9 protein-coding genes are annotated in these 18,666 nt (G+C 64.6%); 8 read left to right on the top strand and 1 reads right to left on the bottom strand.

Annotated features, from left to right (window positions below; genetic code table 11):
* Nucleotides 1–269: 269 nt before the first annotated feature.
* From rpoB to ACZYZE_RS03850, 8 genes are all read left to right on the top strand, one after another.
* Nucleotides 270–3,785: a DNA-directed RNA polymerase subunit beta gene (rpoB, locus tag ACZYZE_RS03885; protein ID WP_459318150.1), complete on the top strand. Its 3,516-nt coding sequence runs from the start codon at nt 270–272 to the stop codon at nt 3,783–3,785.
* 105 nt (nt 3,786–3,890) lie between these two features.
* Complete coding sequence (locus ACZYZE_RS03880; protein ID WP_463906333.1) at nt 3,891–7,790, top strand: DNA-directed RNA polymerase subunit beta'; 3,900 nt, start codon at nt 3,891–3,893, stop codon at nt 7,788–7,790.
* A gap of 421 nt (nt 7,791–8,211) precedes the next feature.
* Nucleotides 8,212–8,586, top strand: coding sequence for a 30S ribosomal protein S12 (gene rpsL, locus ACZYZE_RS03875; RefSeq protein ID WP_011692814.1), 375 nt, complete (start codon nt 8,212–8,214; stop codon nt 8,584–8,586).
* A 1-nt stretch (nt 8,587) separates the two neighbouring features.
* The gene (rpsG, locus tag ACZYZE_RS03870) at nt 8,588–9,058 is read left to right on the top strand and encodes a 30S ribosomal protein S7 (RefSeq protein WP_011692813.1); all 471 of its coding nucleotides are present in this window, start codon (nt 8,588–8,590) and stop codon (nt 9,056–9,058) included.
* A gap of 69 nt (nt 9,059–9,127) precedes the next feature.
* Complete coding sequence (gene fusA, locus ACZYZE_RS03865) at nt 9,128–11,242, top strand: elongation factor G (RefSeq protein ID WP_459318148.1); 2,115 nt, start codon at nt 9,128–9,130, stop codon at nt 11,240–11,242.
* Between the two features lie 242 nt (nt 11,243–11,484).
* Nucleotides 11,485–12,675: an elongation factor Tu gene (tuf, locus tag ACZYZE_RS03860; RefSeq protein WP_459318147.1), complete on the top strand. Its 1,191-nt coding sequence runs from the start codon at nt 11,485–11,487 to the stop codon at nt 12,673–12,675.
* Between the two features lie 177 nt (nt 12,676–12,852).
* A complete protein-coding gene (locus ACZYZE_RS03855; RefSeq protein WP_463906331.1) occupies nt 12,853–16,947 on the top strand; it encodes a hypothetical protein in 4,095 nt (1,364 codons plus the stop codon).
* A 54-nt stretch (nt 16,948–17,001) separates the two neighbouring features.
* Complete coding sequence (locus ACZYZE_RS03850; RefSeq protein WP_459318145.1) at nt 17,002–17,127, top strand: hypothetical protein; 126 nt, start codon at nt 17,002–17,004, stop codon at nt 17,125–17,127.
* A 32-nt stretch (nt 17,128–17,159) separates the two neighbouring features.
* On the opposite strand, the gene ACZYZE_RS03845 is transcribed toward ACZYZE_RS03850, so the two are convergent.
* Nucleotides 17,160–18,587 (bottom strand): GH1 family beta-glucosidase, encoded by a 1,428-nt coding sequence (locus ACZYZE_RS03845; protein ID WP_463906329.1) that lies wholly within the window; start codon nt 18,585–18,587, stop codon nt 17,160–17,162.
* Between the last annotated feature and the right edge of the window lie 79 nt (nt 18,588–18,666).

Raw genomic sequence — 18,666 nt, 5'->3', positions numbered from 1 at the left:
CAATCGCGCCGGAAGTGGGGTAGACAAGTAGGTTACTTTGCCGTATCGTAGATATTTGCGTCTTCCCTGTTTACCTTCAGCCTTCATATAGCGGTGGGCTTAGCCTGGCAGCTGCGCCATCAATGTGCCGTCTACAACGCGCACCACCATGGCCAGCGCGGGTCCCGGGTCATATAGCGGAACCGGACTGGTAGCACTGCGGAGTCACTCTGCAGGGTGCATAACGGGGGAGATCTGAAAACGCCTGAAGGTCTGTGGAAGGATCCCTCTTGGTCGCCTCGAGCACCTCTAATGTAAACAACGCTACCGCTATCAATGCCGACAGCACCGACGGTGCAACCCGCCGGCTCTCATTCGCAAAGATTCACGAACCTCTTGACGTTCCGAATCTGCTTGCCCTGCAAACGGACAGCTTCGACTGGCTGGTCGGAAACGAACGCTGGCAGGCACGCGTGGCGAAGGCCACCGAAGAAGGCGACCTCAGCGTCGCCACCTCCTCGGGTCTGTCTGACATCTTTGAAGAGATCTCCCCGATCGAGGATTTCCAGGGCACCATGTCCCTGAGCTTCTCCGAGCCGGAGTTCGCTGATCCGAAGTACACCATGGCTGAGTGCAAGGACCGGGACGCTACGTACTCGGCTCCGCTGTACGTCAAGGCCGAATTCATGAACAACAACACGGGTGAAATCAAGCAGCAGACCGTGTTCATGGGTGACTTCCCGCTGATGACCGAAAAGGGTACCTTCGTCGTCAACGGCACCGAGCGTGTTGTTGTCTCCCAGCTGGTCCGTTCCCCGGGCGCCTACTTTGAGCGCACCGCGGACAAGACCAGCGACAAGGACATCTTCACCGCGAAGATCATCCCGTCCCGCGGCGCCTGGTTCGAACTCGAAATCGACAAGCGCGACCAGGTCGGCGTTCGCCTCGACCGCAAGCGCAAGCAGTCCGTCACGGTACTGCTGAAGGCCCTCGGCTGGACCGAAGGCCAGATCCTCGAAGAGTTCGGCCAGTACGACTCCATGCGCGCAACGCTGGAGAAGGACGCCACCGAGACCCGCGAAGATGCTTTGCTGGACATCTACCGGAAGCTGCGACCGGGCGAGCCGCCCACGGTCGAGGCTGCCCAGTCCCTGCTGGACAACCTGTACTTCAACTCAAAGCGCTACGATCTGGCCAAGGTTGGCCGTTACAAGATCAACCGCAAGCTCGGCATCGACCGCTCCCTTGGTGACAAGGAAGCGTCCGTCCTGCACGTTGAAGACATCGTTGCCATGATCAAGTTCCTCGTTGCGCTGCACGCCGGTGAGAAGACACTCATGGGCAAGCGCGACGGCCAGGAGCACGAGCTGCGCGTCGAGATCGATGACATCGACCACTTCGGCAACCGCCGCATCCGCGCCGTCGGCGAGCTCATCGAGAACCAGGTCCGCACCGGCCTGTCCCGGATGGAGCGCGTCGTCCGCGAGCGTATGACGACCCAGGACGTCGAGGCCATCACGCCCCAGACCCTGATCAACATCCGCCCCGTCGTGGCAGCCATCAAGGAGTTCTTCGGAACTTCCCAGCTGTCCCAGTTCATGGACCAGAACAACCCGCTGTCGGGCCTGACCCACAAGCGCCGTCTGTCGGCCCTTGGCCCGGGTGGTCTGTCCCGTGACCGCGCAGGCATGGAAGTCCGGGACGTTCACCCGTCGCACTACGGACGTATGTGCCCCATCGAAACCCCTGAAGGCCCGAACATTGGCCTGATCGGCTCGCTGGCTTCCTACGGACGCATCAACCCGTTCGGCTTCATCGAGACCCCGTACCGTCTCGTCGCCGAAGGCGTCGTGTCCGATGAGGTCGAGTACCTGACGGCCGATGACGAGGCCGAGGTCCTGATTGCCCAGGCCAACGCTCCGCTGGACGCGAACAAGAAGTTCGCCGAAGAGACTGTCCTGGTCCGCGCCCGTGGTGGTGGAGGCGAGCCTGTGCTGGTTCCCGCCGCCGAGGTCGAGTTCATGGACGTCTCCCCGCGCCAGATGGTGTCGGTGGCTACCGCCCTGATCCCGTTCCTCGAGCATGACGATGCCAACCGCGCACTGATGGGTGCCAACATGCAGCGCCAGGCCGTGCCGCTGGTGCGTTCCGAGGCGCCGTTCGTCGGTACCGGCATGGAACGCGCCGCTGCAGTCGACGCCGGTGACGTGACTATCGCGAAGAAGGCGGGTGTGGTGACCGAGGTCTCCGCTGAGCTCGTCATCATGCTCAACGATGACGGTACGGAAACCAACTACCGCATCAACAAGTTCGCCCGCTCCAACCAGGGCAACTGCTACAACAACCGTGTCCTGGTGAACGAAGGCCAGCGCCTGGAGGTCGGCGGCATCATCGCTGACGGCCCGGCAACGGACCAGGGCGAACTGGCCCTCGGAAAGAACCTGCTCGTGGCATTCATGTCATGGGAAGGCCACAACTTCGAGGATGCCATCATCCTGTCCCAGCGCATCGTGGCCGAGGACGTTCTCTCCTCGATCCACATCGAGGAGCACGAGATCGATGCCCGCGACACCAAGCTTGGTGCCGAGGAAATCACCCGTGACATCCCTAACGTGTCCGAGGAAGTCCTGGCGGGCCTGGACGAGCGCGGCATCATCCACATCGGTGCCGAAGTTGAAGCCGGCGACATCCTGGTCGGAAAGGTCACGCCGAAGGGCGAGACCGAACTGACCCCGGAAGAGCGACTGCTGCGCGCCATCTTCGGTGAGAAGTCCCGCGAAGTGCGCGACACCTCCCTGAAGGTTCCGCACGGCGAGTCCGGCACGGTTATCGGTGTCCGCGTCTTCGACCGCGACAACGACGACGAGCTTCCCCCGGGCGTCAACCAGCTGGTACGCGTCTACGTCGCTGCCAAGCGTAAGATCACCGACGGCGACAAGCTCGCCGGCCGCCACGGCAACAAGGGTGTTATCTCCAAGATCCTTCCGATCGAGGACATGCCCTTCCTTGCCGACGGTACCCCCGTTGATATCGTCCTGAACCCGCTGGGTGTTCCGGGCCGTATGAACGTCGGCCAGGTGCTGGAAACGCACCTCGGCTGGGTTGCCAAGACTGGCTGGAAGATTGAAGGCGAGCCCGAGTGGCTCAAGCAGCTGCCGAACCTGCCGCGCGAGAGTGGCTCGACCACTGTTGCCACGCCGGTCTTCGACGGTGCTCGTGAAGAGGAAATCACTGGTCTCCTCGACTCCACGAACGTCACCCGCGACGGCGTCCGCCTGATCAACTCCTCAGGCAAGACCCGTCTGTTCGACGGCCGCTCCGGCGAGCCGTTCCCGGATCCGATCTCGGTCGGCTACATGTACATCCTGAAACTCCACCACCTGGTGGACGACAAGATCCACGCCCGCTCCACCGGCCCGTACTCCATGATCACGCAGCAGCCGCTGGGTGGTAAGGCACAGTTCGGTGGCCAGCGCTTCGGCGAAATGGAAGTGTGGGCGCTCGAAGCGTATGGCGCCGCCTACACGCTCCAGGAGCTCCTCACGATCAAGTCCGATGATATCCACGGTCGTGTGAAGGTCTACGAAGCCATCGTCAAGGGCGAGAACATCCCGGAGCCGGGCGTTCCTGAGTCCTTCAAGGTCTTGATCAAGGAAATGCAGTCGCTGTGCCTGAACGTGGAAGTGCTTTCCACGGACGGAACCACAATTGAAATGCGTGACTCTGATGACGCAGTCTTCACGGCTGCGGAAGAACTGGGCATCGATCTGTCTCGTGCAGAGCCCAGTTCCGTAGAAGAGGTTTAGCAGGTGGGGTTCGACGGCGGGTCACCACCCGCCGTCGAACATCACCTCCCTCTTCCCGTAACCCAAGACTTCAGAATTTAGAGAACAAGAGAGAACAGGGACCATATGTCCAGCGAATCCTCCTTCGGCCTCATGCAGATCGGCCTCGCCACCGCGGAAGACATCCGTGGCTGGTCTTACGGCGAGGTTAAGAAGCCGGAAACCATCAACTACCGCACGCTCAAGCCTGAGAAGGACGGCCTCTTCTGCGAGAAGATCTTCGGCCCGTCCCGCGACTGGGAGTGCTACTGCGGTAAGTACAAGCGTGTGCGCTTCAAGGGCATCATTTGCGAGCGGTGTGGCGTTGAGGTCACCCGTGCGAAGGTGCGCCGTGAGCGTATGGGCCACATCGAGCTGGCCGCACCGGTCACGCACATCTGGTACTTCAAGGGTGTTCCGTCCCGTCTGGGCTACCTCCTTGACCTGGCGCCGAAGGACCTCGAAAAGGTCATCTACTTCGCTGCCTACATGATCACGAGCGTCGACGCCGACAGCCGCCACGAAGAACTGCCCAACCTCCAGGTTGAGCACGACATCGAGAAGAAGCAGCTGATCGACAACCGCGACTCGGACATCGCCACGATCGCCCGCGACCTCGAGAACGAGATTGCCCGTCTCGAAGGCGAAGGCGCCAAGGCTGCCGACAAGAAGAAGGCCCGCGACTCCGCTGACCGCCAGATGGCTAACGTCCGCAAGCGCGCGGATGCTGAAATCGAGCGTCTCGAGCAGGTCTGGGACCGCTTCAAGAACCTGAAGGTCGCTGACCTCGAAGGTGACGAAGGCCTGTACCGCGAGCTGCGCGACCGCTACGGCATGTACTTCGAAGGCTCCATGGGTGCCGAGGCCATCAAGAAGCGTCTTGAGAACTTCGACATGCAGGCCGAGTCGGACATGCTGCGCGACATCATTGCCAACGGCAAGGGCCAGCGCAAGACCCGCGCCCTGAAGCGGCTCAAGGTTGTCAATGCCTTCCTGACCACCAACAACAGCCCGCTCGGCATGGTGCTGGACGCCGTCCCGGTCATCCCGCCGGAATTGCGCCCGATGGTCCAGCTGGACGGTGGCCGCTTCGCGACCTCCGACCTCAACGACCTCTACCGCCGTGTGATCAACCGCAACAACCGCCTCAAGCGCCTGCTTGATCTCGGTGCCCCGGAGATCATCGTCAACAACGAGAAGCGCATGCTTCAGGAAGCCGTTGACAGCCTCTTCGACAACGGCCGCCGCGGCCGTCCGGTCACCGGACCGGGCAACCGTCCGCTGAAGTCCCTGAGCGACATGCTCAAGGGCAAGCAGGGTCGTTTCCGCCAGAACCTGCTGGGTAAGCGCGTTGACTACTCCGGCCGTTCCGTCATCGTCGTCGGCCCGCAGCTGAAGCTGCACCAGTGCGGCCTGCCGAAGCAGATGGCCCTGGAGCTCTTCAAGCCGTTCGTGATGAAGCGCCTGGTTGACCTCAACCACGCGCAGAACATCAAGTCGGCGAAGCGGATGGTCGAGCGTTACCGTCCGCAGGTCTGGGATGTCCTCGAAGAGATCATCACCGAGCACCCCGTGCTGCTGAACCGTGCACCTACCCTGCACCGTCTCGGCATCCAGGCGTTCGAACCGCAGCTTGTTGAAGGTAAGGCAATCCAGCTTCACCCGCTGGTTTGCGGCGCCTTCAACGCCGACTTCGACGGCGACCAGATGGCAGTCCACCTGCCGCTGAGCCCCGAAGCCCAGGCTGAAGCCCGCATCCTGATGCTGTCCTCGAACAACATCCTGAAGCCGTCTGACGGCCGCCCGGTGACGCTGCCTTCGCAGGACATGATCATCGGCCTCTACCACCTGACCACCAAGCGTGTCGGTTCAGCTGGCGAGGGCCGGATCTTCTCCTCCGTTTCGGAAGCCATCATGGCGTTCGACCTGCACGAACTGCACCTGAACTCCCAGGTCAGGATCCGGCTTGAGGGCTTTGTCCCCTACGCCGGCTGGGAAGCTCCGGAAGGCTATGAGCCGGGTCAGACCGTCCTGGTCCAGACCTCGCTGGGACAGGTCCTCTTCAACGAGACCCTGCCTGCCGACTACCCGTGGGTTGAGAACGTTGCGGACAAGGGCGAACTGTCCACGATCGTCAACGACCTCGCCGAGCGCTACCCGAAGGTGGTCACGGCGGCAACGCTGGACAACTTGAAGGATGCCGGTTTCTACTGGGCCACCCGGTCCGGCGTCACCGTCGCCATCTCCGACATCGAGGTGCCCAAGGACAAGCCGCGGATCCTCGCCGGTTATGAGACCATGGCCGCCAAGATCCAGGGCCAGTACGACAAGGGCCTGATCGACGACGACGAGCGCCGCCAGGAACTGATCGAGATCTGGAACAAGGCAACGAACGAAATCGCCCAGGCGATGCGTGACAGCCTGTCGCCGATGAACACCATTAACCGCATGGTGTCCTCCGGTGCCCGTGGTAACTGGATGCAGGTCCGTCAGATCGCGGGTATCCGTGGCCTGGTGGCCAACCCCAAGGGTGAGATCATCCCGCGTCCCATCAAGTCCTCCTACCGCGAGGGCCTGTCGGTGCTGGAATACTTCATCGCCACGCACGGTGCCCGTAAGGGTCTGGCCGACACCGCGCTGCGTACTGCCAACTCGGGGTACCTGACCCGTCGTCTGGTGGACGTGTCGCAGGACGTCATTGTCCGTGAGGAAGACTGCGGCACCGAGCGCGGCCTCATCACCGCCATCGCTGTGGCTGACGCCAACGGCGAGCTGGTCCTCGACGAAAACGTCGAGAACAGTGCGTACGCCCGGACCCTGGCCGTGGATGTCGTTGACTCCAAGGGCAAGGTCCTGGCAGCAGCCGGCACCGACTGCGGCGACGTCGTCATTGCCGAGCTGTTCGCGGCGGGCATCACCGAGGTCAAGGTCCGTTCCGTACTCACGTGTGAGTCCGGCGTCGGCACGTGCGCCCTGTGCTACGGCCGTTCGCTGGCCACGGGCAAGACGGTGGACATCGGTGAGGCAGTCGGCATTATCGCCGCACAGTCCATCGGTGAGCCGGGTACGCAGCTGACTATGCGTACGTTCCACACCGGTGGTGCTGTTTCCTCCAGCGGTGGCGACGACATCACCCAGGGTCTGCCCCGTATCCAGGAGCTCTTCGAAGCCCGTACTCCGAAGGGCGTCGCACCGATTGCTGAAGCAGCCGGCCGCATCGCCATCGAAGAGTCCGAGCGCCAGATGCGCCTGGTCATCACCCCCGATGACGGATCCGAAGAGATCGCTTACCCGGTGCTGCGCCGTTCACGTCTTCTCATCGAAGACGGCGAGCACGTCAGCGTCGGCCAGAAGCTCATCAACGGCCCGGTCGACCCCAAGCAGGTTCTGCGCATCATGGGCCCCCGTGCCGCGCAGAAGTTCCTGGTTGACGAAGTCCAGGGCGTGTACCGCAGCCAGGGCATCGGTATCCACGACAAGCATGTCGAGGTTATCGTCCGCCAGATGCTGCGCCGCGTCACGGTCATCGAGTCCGGCGAATCGGATCTGCTGCCCGGCGAGCTCGCCGAGCGCAGCCGCTTCGAGGATGCCAACCGCCGTGTTGTGTCCGAGGGCAAGACGCCGGCTTCCGGCCGTCCCGAGCTCATGGGCATCACCAAGGCGTCCCTGGCGACCGAGTCCTGGCTGTCCGCAGCTTCCTTCCAGGAGACCACCCGCGTCCTGACGCAGGCGGCCATGGAAGGCAAGAGCGATCCGCTGCTCGGCCTCAAGGAAAACGTCATCATCGGTAAGCTCATCCCGGCCGGCACGGGTCTCCCGCGCTACACCGAGGTCACCGTGGAGCCCACTGAAGAAGCAAAGGCCAACCTGTTCACCGGCCCCAGCGCGTTCAGTGACTTCTCCTACGATTCCCTGGGCGGCGACGGGGCTCCCGAGTTCCACGCCATCCCGCTGGATGACTACGACCTGGGCAGCGACTTCCGCTAACGGACAGGGTCCCTTACAAGCAACGCGGGGTCACTTACGGCCCAATCCACCCTATGGATTGGGCTCAAAGTGACCCCGCGTTGCTTTTTAAGAGCCGTTCCCCGCCGATTAATGGCTGGGGGCCGCCCGTGTTAGACTTGGGACTAATTGTTTTTGTGGCAGTGGATGAGTGCGCCGGCTACAGCTGAAGAGCTGGGTCAGGACGACGTTTCCGGTTTGCACGGTTCTTGTGCAGCGTATGCCACATTTTCGCATGCCTAGGGGCACTACAGGATGCAAGTCCGTGAGTCCCGGCGTGCGGTCCGACTATTAAGGCTTCGCCTCAGCTGCCCTGGAGAGAATTTCACGGCTCGGGCGGCGAGGCGCAGCGACAAGAGAGCGGCTGCCAACGGCCGCTCCGGATAAAACGGAGAACACGAGAGTGCCTACGATTAACCAGCTGGTCCGCAAGGGCCGCACGCCGAAGGTCAAAAAGACCAAGGCTCCCGCGCTTAACGGCAGTCCGATGCGCCGCGGTGTTTGCACCCGCGTTTACACGACGACCCCGAAGAAGCCGAACTCGGCTCTCCGCAAGGTGGCACGTGTGCGCCTCAACGGTGGCGTTGAAGTCACCGCTTACATCCCCGGTGTAGGCCACAACCTCCAGGAGCACTCCATTGTGCTCGTACGTGGCGGCCGTGTTAAGGACCTTCCGGGTGTCCGCTACAAGATCGTCCGTGGCGCCCTCGATACCCAGGGTGTCAAGAACCGTAAGCAGGCTCGTAGCCGCTACGGCGCAAAGATGGAGAAGAAGTAATATGCCTCGCAAGGGTCCGGCCCCCAAGCGGCCGCTAGTTCTAGATCCCGTTTACGGCTCCCCGCTGGTCACCCAGCTCATCAACAAGGTGCTGGTTGACGGCAAGAAGTCCACCGCAGAGCGCATCGTTTACGGTGCCCTCGAAGGTGCCCGTGCCAAGTCCGGCGGCGACCCGGTTGCAGCCCTCAAGAAGGCTATGGAGAACGTCAAGCCTTCCCTCGAGGTCCGCTCCCGCCGCGTCGGTGGCGCCACCTACCAGGTTCCGGTTGAGGTCAAGCCGGGCCGCTCCACCGCCCTCGCCCTGCGCTGGCTGGTTGGCTACTCCAAGGCCCGCCGTGAGAAGACCATGACCGAGCGCCTCCAGAACGAGATCCTGGATGCCTCCAACGGTCTCGGTGCCGCTGTGAAGCGTCGCGAAGACACCCACAAGATGGCCGAGTCCAACAAGGCCTTCGCACACTACCGCTGGTAATACTTCCCGGACGCCGCCGGCTCAACCGAGCCGGCGGCGAACGTGCAGTCCATCCGAAAGGGAGACACCGTGGCACAGGACGTGCTTACCGACCTTAGCAAGGTCCGCAACATCGGCATTATGGCTCACATCGATGCCGGCAAGACCACTACTACCGAGCGCATCCTGTTCTACACAGGTGTGAACCACAAGATCGGCGAAACGCACGACGGCGCTTCGACCACTGACTGGATGGAACAGGAAAAGGAACGCGGCATCACCATCACGTCTGCCGCCGTGACCTGCTTCTGGGAAAACAACCAGATCAACATCATCGACACCCCCGGCCACGTCGACTTCACGGTCGAGGTGGAGCGCTCCCTGCGCGTCCTCGACGGCGCAGTTGCCGTGTTCGACGGCAAGGAAGGCGTGGAGCCGCAGTCTGAGACTGTCTGGCGCCAGGCTGACAAGTACAACGTCCCGCGCATCTGCTTCGTCAACAAGATGGACAAGCTCGGCGCTGACTTCTACTTCACCGTCGACACCATCATCAGCCGCCTCGGCGCCAAGCCGCTCGTTATGCAGCTGCCGATCGGCGCCGAGAACGACTTCATCGGCGTCGTCGACCTGCTCTTCATGCGCGCACTGGTTTGGCCCGGCGACTCCAAGGGTGACGTCACCATGGGTGCGAAGTACGAGATCCAGGAGATCCCGGCTGACCTCCAGGCGAAGGCCGAGGAGTACCGCGCAACACTCGTTGAGGTTGTTGCTGAGTCCTCCGAAGAACTCATGGAGAAGTACCTCGAAGGCGAAGAAATCACCGTCGAAGAGCTCAAGGCCGGCATCCGCAAGATGACGATCAACTCTGAGCTCTACCCGGTCTTCTGCGGCTCCGCATTCAAGAACCGTGGCGTCCAGCCGATGCTCGATGCAGTCGTGGACTACCTGCCGAACCCGCTCGACGTTCCGCCGATGATCGGTCTCGATCCCCGCGACGACGAGAAGGAACTGACGCGCAAGCCTTCCTCCGAAGAGCCGTTCTCGGCCCTGGCGTTCAAGATCGCTACGCACCCGTTCTTCGGTCAGCTGACCTTCATCCGCGTGTACTCCGGTCACGTGGAAGCAGGCTCCCAGGTGGTCAACTCCACCAAGGGCAAGAAAGAGCGCATCGGCAAGCTGTTCCAGATGCACGCCAACAAGGAAATGCCCGTTGACGGCGCTACCGCCGGCCACATCTACGCAGCGATCGGGCTGAAGGACACCACCACGGGAGACACCCTGTGCGACCCGGCCAACCAGATCGTCCTTGAGTCCATGAGCTTCCCGGAGCCCGTGATCTCTGTTGCGATCGAGCCGAACACCAAGGGTGACCAGGAGAAGCTCTCCACGGCCATCCAGAAGCTCTCCGCCGAGGACCCGACCTTCCAGGTCTCCCTCAACGTGGACACCGGCCAGACCATCATCGCCGGCATGGGCGAGCTCCACCTGGACATCCTGGTGGACCGCATGCGCCGCGAATTCAAGGTCGAGGCCAACGTTGGCAAGCCGCAGGTTGCTTACCGCGAAACCATCAAGAAGGCTGTAGAGCGTCACGACTACACGCACAAGAAGCAGACCGGTGGTTCCGGCCAGTTCGCGAAGATCCAGATCGCGATCGCGCCCCTGGACACGTCCGAGGGCGAGCTGTACGAGTTCGAGAACAAGGTCACCGGTGGCCGTATTCCGCGCGAATACATCCCGTCGGTGGACGCTGGCATCCAGGATGCACTGAACGACGGCGTCCTGGCCGGTTACCCGGTTGTCGGCATCAAGGCAACGCTGATTGACGGCGCGTACCACGATGTTGACTCCTCGGAAATGGCGTTCAAGATCGCCGGCCGTATGGCTTTCAAGGAAGCTGCACGCAAGGCGAACCCCATCCTGCTCGAACCGCTGATGGATGTCGAGGTCCGCACCCCTGAGGAATACATGGGTGAAGTTATCGGTGACCTCAACTCCCGCCGTGGCCAGATGCAGTCCATGGAAGATGCCCAGGGCGTCAAGGTCATCCGCGCGCACGTCCCGCTGTCCGGCATGTTCGGCTACATCGGTGACCTGCGCTCGAAGACCCAGGGCCGCGCTGTGTACTCCATGACGTTCCACAGCTACGCCGAGGTCCCGAAGGCGTTTGCCGACGAGATCATCCAGAAGAACCGCGGCGAATAGTCCCCAGGACTGACGCAGCGACAAACTCGGGTGCGTCTCCGATTCCGGAGATTCACCCGGTGCAGGTGGCCGGCTCCGGCCCGACCGGCCGGCCACCTGCACCGACAGGCTCGAGGGACTAGTATTAGTTCCTGAATCTGCAATTTCATCAATCCAAAGCCCCCCAAGTAGACTTACTGAAGTTTCGCCGCGACAAGCGCGGTCGAAGGGTAAGTCATTTGAAAACGTTCTAGGAGGAACCTGTGGCAAAGGCAAAGTTCGAGCGGACTAAGCCGCACGTTAACATCGGCACCATTGGTCACGTTGACCACGGTAAGACGACGTTGACGGCCGCGATTTCCAAGGTGCTGTACGACAAGTACCCGACACTCAACGAGCAGCGCGACTTCGCGTCTATTGACTCTGCTCCCGAAGAGCGTCAGCGCGGCATTACCATCAACATCTCCCACGTTGAGTACCAGACCGAGAAGCGCCACTACGCACACGTAGACGCTCCGGGTCACGCTGACTACATCAAGAACATGATCACCGGTGCTGCACAGATGGACGGTGCAATCCTCGTGGTAGCCGCCACTGACGGCCCGATGGCTCAGACCCGCGAGCACGTTCTGCTCGCCCGCCAGGTTGGCGTTCCCTACCTGCTGGTGGCACTGAACAAGTCGGACATGGTCGATGACGAGGAGCTCCTCGACCTCGTCGAAATGGAAGTCCGCGAGCTGCTTTCGGCTCAGGGCTTCGATGGCGATGAGGCTCCGGTTGTACGTGTTTCCGGTCTGAAGGCTCTCGAAGGCGACCCGATCTGGGTCAAGTCCGTCGAGGATCTCATGGAAGCCGTTGACAACTCCGTGCCGGACCCGGTGCGTGACCGTGACAAGCCGTTCCTGATGCCGATCGAAGATGTCTTCACGATCACCGGCCGTGGCACCGTTGTAACGGGCCGCGCCGAGCGTGGAACCCTCGCCATCAACTCCGAGGTCGAGATCGTTGGCATCCGCCCGATCCAGAAGACCACGGTTACCGGTATCGAGATGTTCCACAAGCAGCTCGACGAAGCATGGGCCGGCGAGAACTGTGGCCTCCTGCTCCGCGGTCTGAAGCGCGATGACGTAGAGCGTGGCCAGGTTGTCGTCAAGCCGGGTTCCATCACCCCGCACACCGACTTCGAGGCTAACGTCTACATCCTCTCCAAGGACGAAGGCGGGCGTCACAACCCGTTCTACTCCAACTACCGCCCGCAGTTCTACTTCCGCACCACGGACGTAACCGGCGTTATCACCCTGCCGGAAGGCACGGAAATGGTTATGCCTGGCGACAACACTGAGATGACCGTTGCGCTCATCCAGCCCATCGCCATGGAAGAGGGCCTCGGCTTCGCTATCCGCGAAGGCGGCCGCACCGTTGGTTCAGGACGCGTCACCAAGATCCTCAAGTAATACTTGAAGATCCGAGTCTAGATCCCCGATCGGATCGGCCGCCTGGCGGTCGCCGTGACGAAAAGAACAGCCCCGCTGCACCCGCGGCGGGGCTGTTCTTTGCTATATTTTCTCTAGTCATTGGATTTAATGGCGCCTGAACTGGGCCGGACGGCCTGCGTTACGAAGGATCTTCATATGTCGACGGCTGTCCAAACTCTGCTGATTCTCTTGCTGCTGGCGGGGGCTCTGCTGCTGGGGATCCGTTGGGGCAGGGGCCGGGGACGCCGCAGTGCCGCCGACGCCGTGAACGGGGCCTTCGCTGCCGGGTTCCGTGCAGGGCACCTCCGGGGCTGGCACGATGCGGAGGCCGCCGCAGCCCCCGTGAAGCCGCCCGCAGCGTCGGCCCCGTTGCCGCCGCAGCCGATCGCACCGTGGCTCCTTCCAGGGCAGGCGCTGCCGCTGCTGCCGCCAAGGGCGCCACGGCCGGCGCAGCACCAGCAGGCCGCATGGCCGGTGCGGAGTCCACAAGCTGCCCCGCGCCCCGTGCCGCCGGAGTCGGCCGGGGAACGGGCCGCCAGGAAGGAACAGCGGGACCGCCAGAACATCAACGTCACCCTCTACATTGCCAGCCTGCTGCTGGTGGCCGCCGGCGCACTCTTCGTGGGTACGTCGCTGCCGGAATTCCTCCGCCTCGCCGGAGTCTGCGCCATCACGGGACTGTTCTACGGGGCGGGCCTCGTGCTTCATGCCCGGGCCCCTCGGCTTCGGCCCGCGGCCGTGGCGTTCGCGGGAACCGGGCTGGCCCTCGTCCCGGTAGCCGGCTTGGCCCTGTACAACTTCGCCCTCCCCGACGGCCCCGCCGCCTGGCTGGTGACCTCCGTGGTGGGAACGTTGGCCTACATGGCCGCGGCCGTTCGGATGGACAGCAGGATCCTCGTCTTCCTGTCCCTCACCTTCCTCGTCTCGACCACCTGCTCCGGCATCACCGTCCTGGGCGGCGCGCTGGTCTGGTACTTCGCGGCCATGATCGGCCTCGCCGCAGTCCTGACGCTCCTTGCCCTGCTGCGGCCCCGCTGGTTGCCACCGGTCTACCTCAAGCCGCTGATGGATCTCCATCCCTTCGTGGTCCCCGCCGTCGCGCTGGCCGTGACCCTGGTGCCTCTGCTGCTCGGCAGGGGCGAGTACGCCCTCATCATGTTCCTCTGCGGCGCCTACTTTGCACTGATGGCGGCCGTGCCGCAGAGCCCGTTCCGTGTCGCGCAGTACTACGGGGCGCGGCTGGGCCTGACGGTCTCGGCCGCCGTCGGCGTCTGGGCGGTGAGCGACGGCCTGCAGTGGCCGCTGCTGGCCGCGCTCGTGCTGGCCGGCCTCCAGGCCGTGCTGCTCGCCTCCGGCTTGAACCTCCTGCCTGACCTGCTGCTGGGATCTGCCGGCCGACGGCGGGCGGACGCCCTTTGTACCTATGGGCTGCAACTTTTCCTGACCCTGCTCTGGGCAGCGGTGATCCTCTTCGACGCCGCCGGGAGCCCGGCCGCCGACGTCCCGCTGTGGCTGCCGCTGCTGCTGGCGCTGCTCACCGGAATGGTCCTCGCGGTGCGGCTGGGCGGTGCGGCGGAGTGGACCCCCGTTCCTGCCCTGATGCTTGCCGGGACCTTCGGAGACAAAGCCGGGGACTGGGCCCTGACCGGCTTCCTCGTCCTGGCCGCGCTGTTCTGGGCCTCCCGCGCCCGGCCCGCGGCGGAACCCCTGCGCCGGCACTTCGTCCTCGCCGCCCGGATCGTCGGCACGGCGGCTGTTCCGGCAATCGTCGCGGCAACGATCGGGGACAGTCCCGACGGCGCCGCTACTATTGTGTTCGCCCTCGTGCTGGCGCTGGTGGCCCAGCAGCTCGGCACGGCACTATTGCTACGGTTGGGCTTGGAGACGGTTGCCCCGAACGCCAGCCTCGCCGCCTTCTCCGCAGCAGCCGTCCCCGTCCTGGCCGTCCTGGCGCTGACGGACCGCCCGGACGGGATGGCCCTCACCGGAGCCGCGGTGGTACTGCAGCTTCTGGCGTCGCTGGGGACCGGCTGGGCACTGGATCGCCGTTCCGATCCGGCGGCTCCCTGGCGGCCCGCCGTCGCCGAGCTGCTGCCCCTGGGAATGTCGCTGGCCCTGGTCGGCATGGCGTTTGCCGCCGTGTCCGTGGGGTACGGAAACCTCGCCCTCGGGCTGACCGTGCTTTACCTGGCAGTGACCGGGCAGCGGCGCCGGGGGCTCCAGCAACGATGGAGCTACTGGTGGCTGGGACGGGCAGCCGGCACCGTCCTGGTGCTCACAGCGTTCCACCAGCTCCGCCTTGCAAACGGACCGCTCCTGCTCGGCGGCGAGGACATCACCCCCGCTACGGTCGCCCTGCTCGCGCTGGGGCTGCAGCTCGCCTTCCCGCTCCTGGCGGAAGTCCGCGGCAGGGCTCCGCGCGGCGTCTTCGCCGACGCCGCCGCGGTGCTGACGCTGCAGGTCCTCACGATGCTGGCCTTGCGGGCCGGCGGTCTCCAGGGCCTGGTGGCCACCGGGGGATGGCAAGTCACCGCCGCGGTCATCATCGTTGCCCTCGGCGCGGCGGCCTCGGGTTTTGTGCTGCGGGCGCGCGCCGGCGCGGCGGCCTTCGCGCCCGCAGCGTTGGCCGTGCTGCTGCTGGCCGGCGCGGGGACGGTGCGCGACGTCGAACTGGTCCTTGGCATCTTTACCGCCTTCAGTGCCGTGATGGTGCGTTCCGCCGTCGGCCGCACCGCCAAGGGCGTGTACTTCGCGTCCGCACGGGTCCTGACCCTCGCGCTGGCCCTCGTGCTCAGCTACGACGCCACGGCCTCCGTGACAGCGGTGTCGGTGACCTTTGCGCTGGTGCTCGCCGCGCAGCACGTGGTCCGATCGCTGATGCGGAACCACCTTCAGGAGGTCCCCTTCCAGCAGGCCGCGGTCTGGATAACGCTGGCCGGCCAGGCGGTCCTCCCGGTCAGCTACCTGACGGCTAAGGCGGACGACGGCGGCCGCTGGGCCGTCCTGCTGCAGCTGGCCCTGCTGCTGGTCTGCGCGGCGGTGGCCAGCCGGGTGTTCGCCGCCCGCGGGGCGGCCTACCTGACCGTCCCTGCAGCGGTCTTCGGCACAGTGGCGCTGGGGCCGCTGCCTGGGTTCGAAGGCGGCTCGCCGGCGGAAGCGTTCCTCGCCGGGCCGCTGCTCAGCCACGACGGCGTGGTCCTGGGACTGATGGGACTCTCCGCGGTCGCTATGGTGGCCGGACGACTGCTCCGGAGCAGGGCCCGGGCGGACATCGAGCGCTGGCTCTGGCTGGCGGCGGCGGGCGCCTTTGCCGTCTCGGCCTTGGCATGGGCGCCGCTTGCTTCCGGCTGGCTGGCGGGGGCCTCGCTCTTGGTGCTCGCGGCCGTCTGCTTCACGGCCTCGCATCTCGAACGGTGGCCCGTGATCTACCTTCCGGCTGCAGCGGCGGTGCTGGCCGGGGCAACGCTGGAAGTGTCCGAACTCCTGGACGCTGTGCCTGGTCCCTGGGGCAGCTACCTGCCGTGGCTGGCGGGGTGTGGTCTGGCCGGGGCAGGACTCTACGCCGCCCGGGTGCTGCGCCGTGATCAACTGGCCGCTGACCGCGTCCGCCGCTGGTCGCTCACGGGGTCGGCCACGCTCGGCCTGGCCGCGGCCGCTGTCGCCGGACTGCGGCTCGACGCAACGTCCTGGGCAGGGGCGGCACTCGTGGCAGCCACCGCCGCGGTGGTCAGTGCCGAGATGCCAGCGAAGGGCCGACGACTGAGTGTCGAACTTGGGCTTTTCGCGTCGACGGCGGCACTCCAGCGCGCCGTGCTCTTCACCGGTCTCGGCTGGCCCGATCCCTTCTGGACGGTGCAGTGGTATGTGGTCCTCGCCGCGATTCTCGGGGCGTTGCGGATGTGGTCCGGGGGCAGGACAGCGGGCCGCACGCTGATCTCAGTTGCCGCCGGGCTGCTCTCCCTGTCCGGGCTGGGGATCCTTTTCGGTGGCGACGCCGGGCAGCAGCTTTGGACGCTGGCCCTTCTCGCGGTGCTCCTGGTTGCTGGGCTGGCCTGCGGCGAACGGCTGTTCGTCCGGTGGGGCGCCGCAGGGGTGACACTGTGCATCATGTGGGCAATGCGCCAGTACACTTTTGCGCTGCTGGCACTCATCGCCGCGGCCCTGATCGCGGTCGCGGTCTGGCGGCTCAACCGCAACAAGCCGGCGGCCGCCGAGCCGGCCGTGGAACGCCAGCCAGTCGACCATTCTTAGCGGGCAGCGGGCTGCCGCCGCTGATATCGTTGCTCCCAACGAAGGGAGCTCACAATGGGCTGGTTCATTTTCCTGTTGGTGGCCGTTGCCGTGGTCGCGGCCGTCTTTTGGGCCAGGAAGCATTTCCGCCACGAGATTGACCGTGCCAAGCGCATCAACCGGGCCAACAAGAACCGTTAGCACACGGCGTCCGGGGTGCCCGGCGCAGCCGTTCAGCTCTTCCTGGCCCGGCTGAGCGCCTGGTACCAGTAGTAGGAGTCCTTGGGGGTGCGCTTCTGGGTGTCGAAGTCGACATGGACCAGACCGAAGCGCTGCGAATAGCCCGCCGCCCACTCGAAGTTGTCCATCAGGGTCCAGACGTAGTAGCCCAGCAGCTCAACGTCCTCGGCGATGCCGCCGGGGCCGGTGGCGTCGAGTGCATGGTTGAGGTGGGCCTCGATGTAACTGATCCGGTCCGCATCCGCGATCGGACCGTCGACATGGTCTGGTTCGGGGAAGCTGGCGCCGCTTTCGGTGATGTACAGCGGGGGGAGTTGCCCGCCGTAGCGGTCCTTCAGCTCGCGGAGCAGCGGTCCCAAGTGGTCCGGTGCCACCGGCCAGCCGAAGCCCGTGGTCGCGTATTCCGGGAACGCCGCCAGATGGAACGGCATCTTGAGCATGGCGTCGGCAGTGCCGGCCGGGCTCTCGCCGGCGCCGCGCCCGGTGGCTACCTTGACCGGGTAGTAGTAGTTCAGCCCGTAGAAGTCCAGCGGCTGGTGGATGATCCGCAGATCCGCATCGGCGATCTTCCCCATCGACCGGAACCACGGCTTGGCGATCAGTGGGACCTTCGGGTACCGGCCCAGGAGAATCGGGTCCGCGTAGACCCGGTTCAGGACCAGGTCGAAGATGTTCGCCAAGAACCGGTCCGTCACCGAGCGGGACGCGGGCCGGACCGGCGAGTGCAGATTGGTGACGCCCACAGCGCCGGACACTCCCTCTGCGCGCAGCGCCTGCACCGCAAGTCCGTGGCCGAGCAGTTGGTGGTGGACCGAAGGCAAGGCATCGAAGAGCAGGTCATGGCCCGGTGCGTGGACCCCCAGGGCATAGCCGTTGAGCGTCACCGAGACCGGTTCGTTGAGCGTCACCCACTGGGCAACGCGGTCGCCGAAGCGCCGGCCGGCCGCCGCGCTGTACTCGGCGAAGCGCTCCGCGGTTGAGCGGTTCAGCCAGCCGCCGCGGTGCTCCAGCGGCAGGGGAGTGTCCCAGTGGTACAGGGTGGCCATGGGGGAGATGCCGGCCTCGAGCAGTTGGTCGATCAGCCGGTCGTAGAAGTCGAGACCTTCGCGGTTGAACGGGCCGGTGCCGTCGGGCTGGATCCGCGGCCAGGAGATGGAAAAACGGTAGGAGTCGATGCCCAGGGTGCGCATCAGTTCGACGTCTTCGGGGGTCCGGTTGTAGTGGTCGCAGGCGACGGCGGGGGAGTGGCCATCCTGGATGCTGCCAGGTTTCTCGGCAAATGCATCCCAGCCGGAGGGCCCGCGGCCGCCAGCCGAGAGGGCGCCCTCGATCTGGAAGGCAGCCGAGGCAACTCCCAGCTTGAACTCGGGACTCAGGCGCGCGGCGAGGGCCTGAAGTGCTACGGAATCCTGCACGGTCATGTCCCCATCATCCATTCGAAGGTTGCTGAGGGCAATGAGCGGGCGGCTGCCGCCGCCGTCGTCGGTCCGCCGCCGTGTG

It is taken from the genome of Pseudarthrobacter woesei (assembly GCF_055412745.1).
Note: the sequence above shows the minus strand (reverse complement) of the source record. Positions and strands in the feature narration are given on the sequence as shown.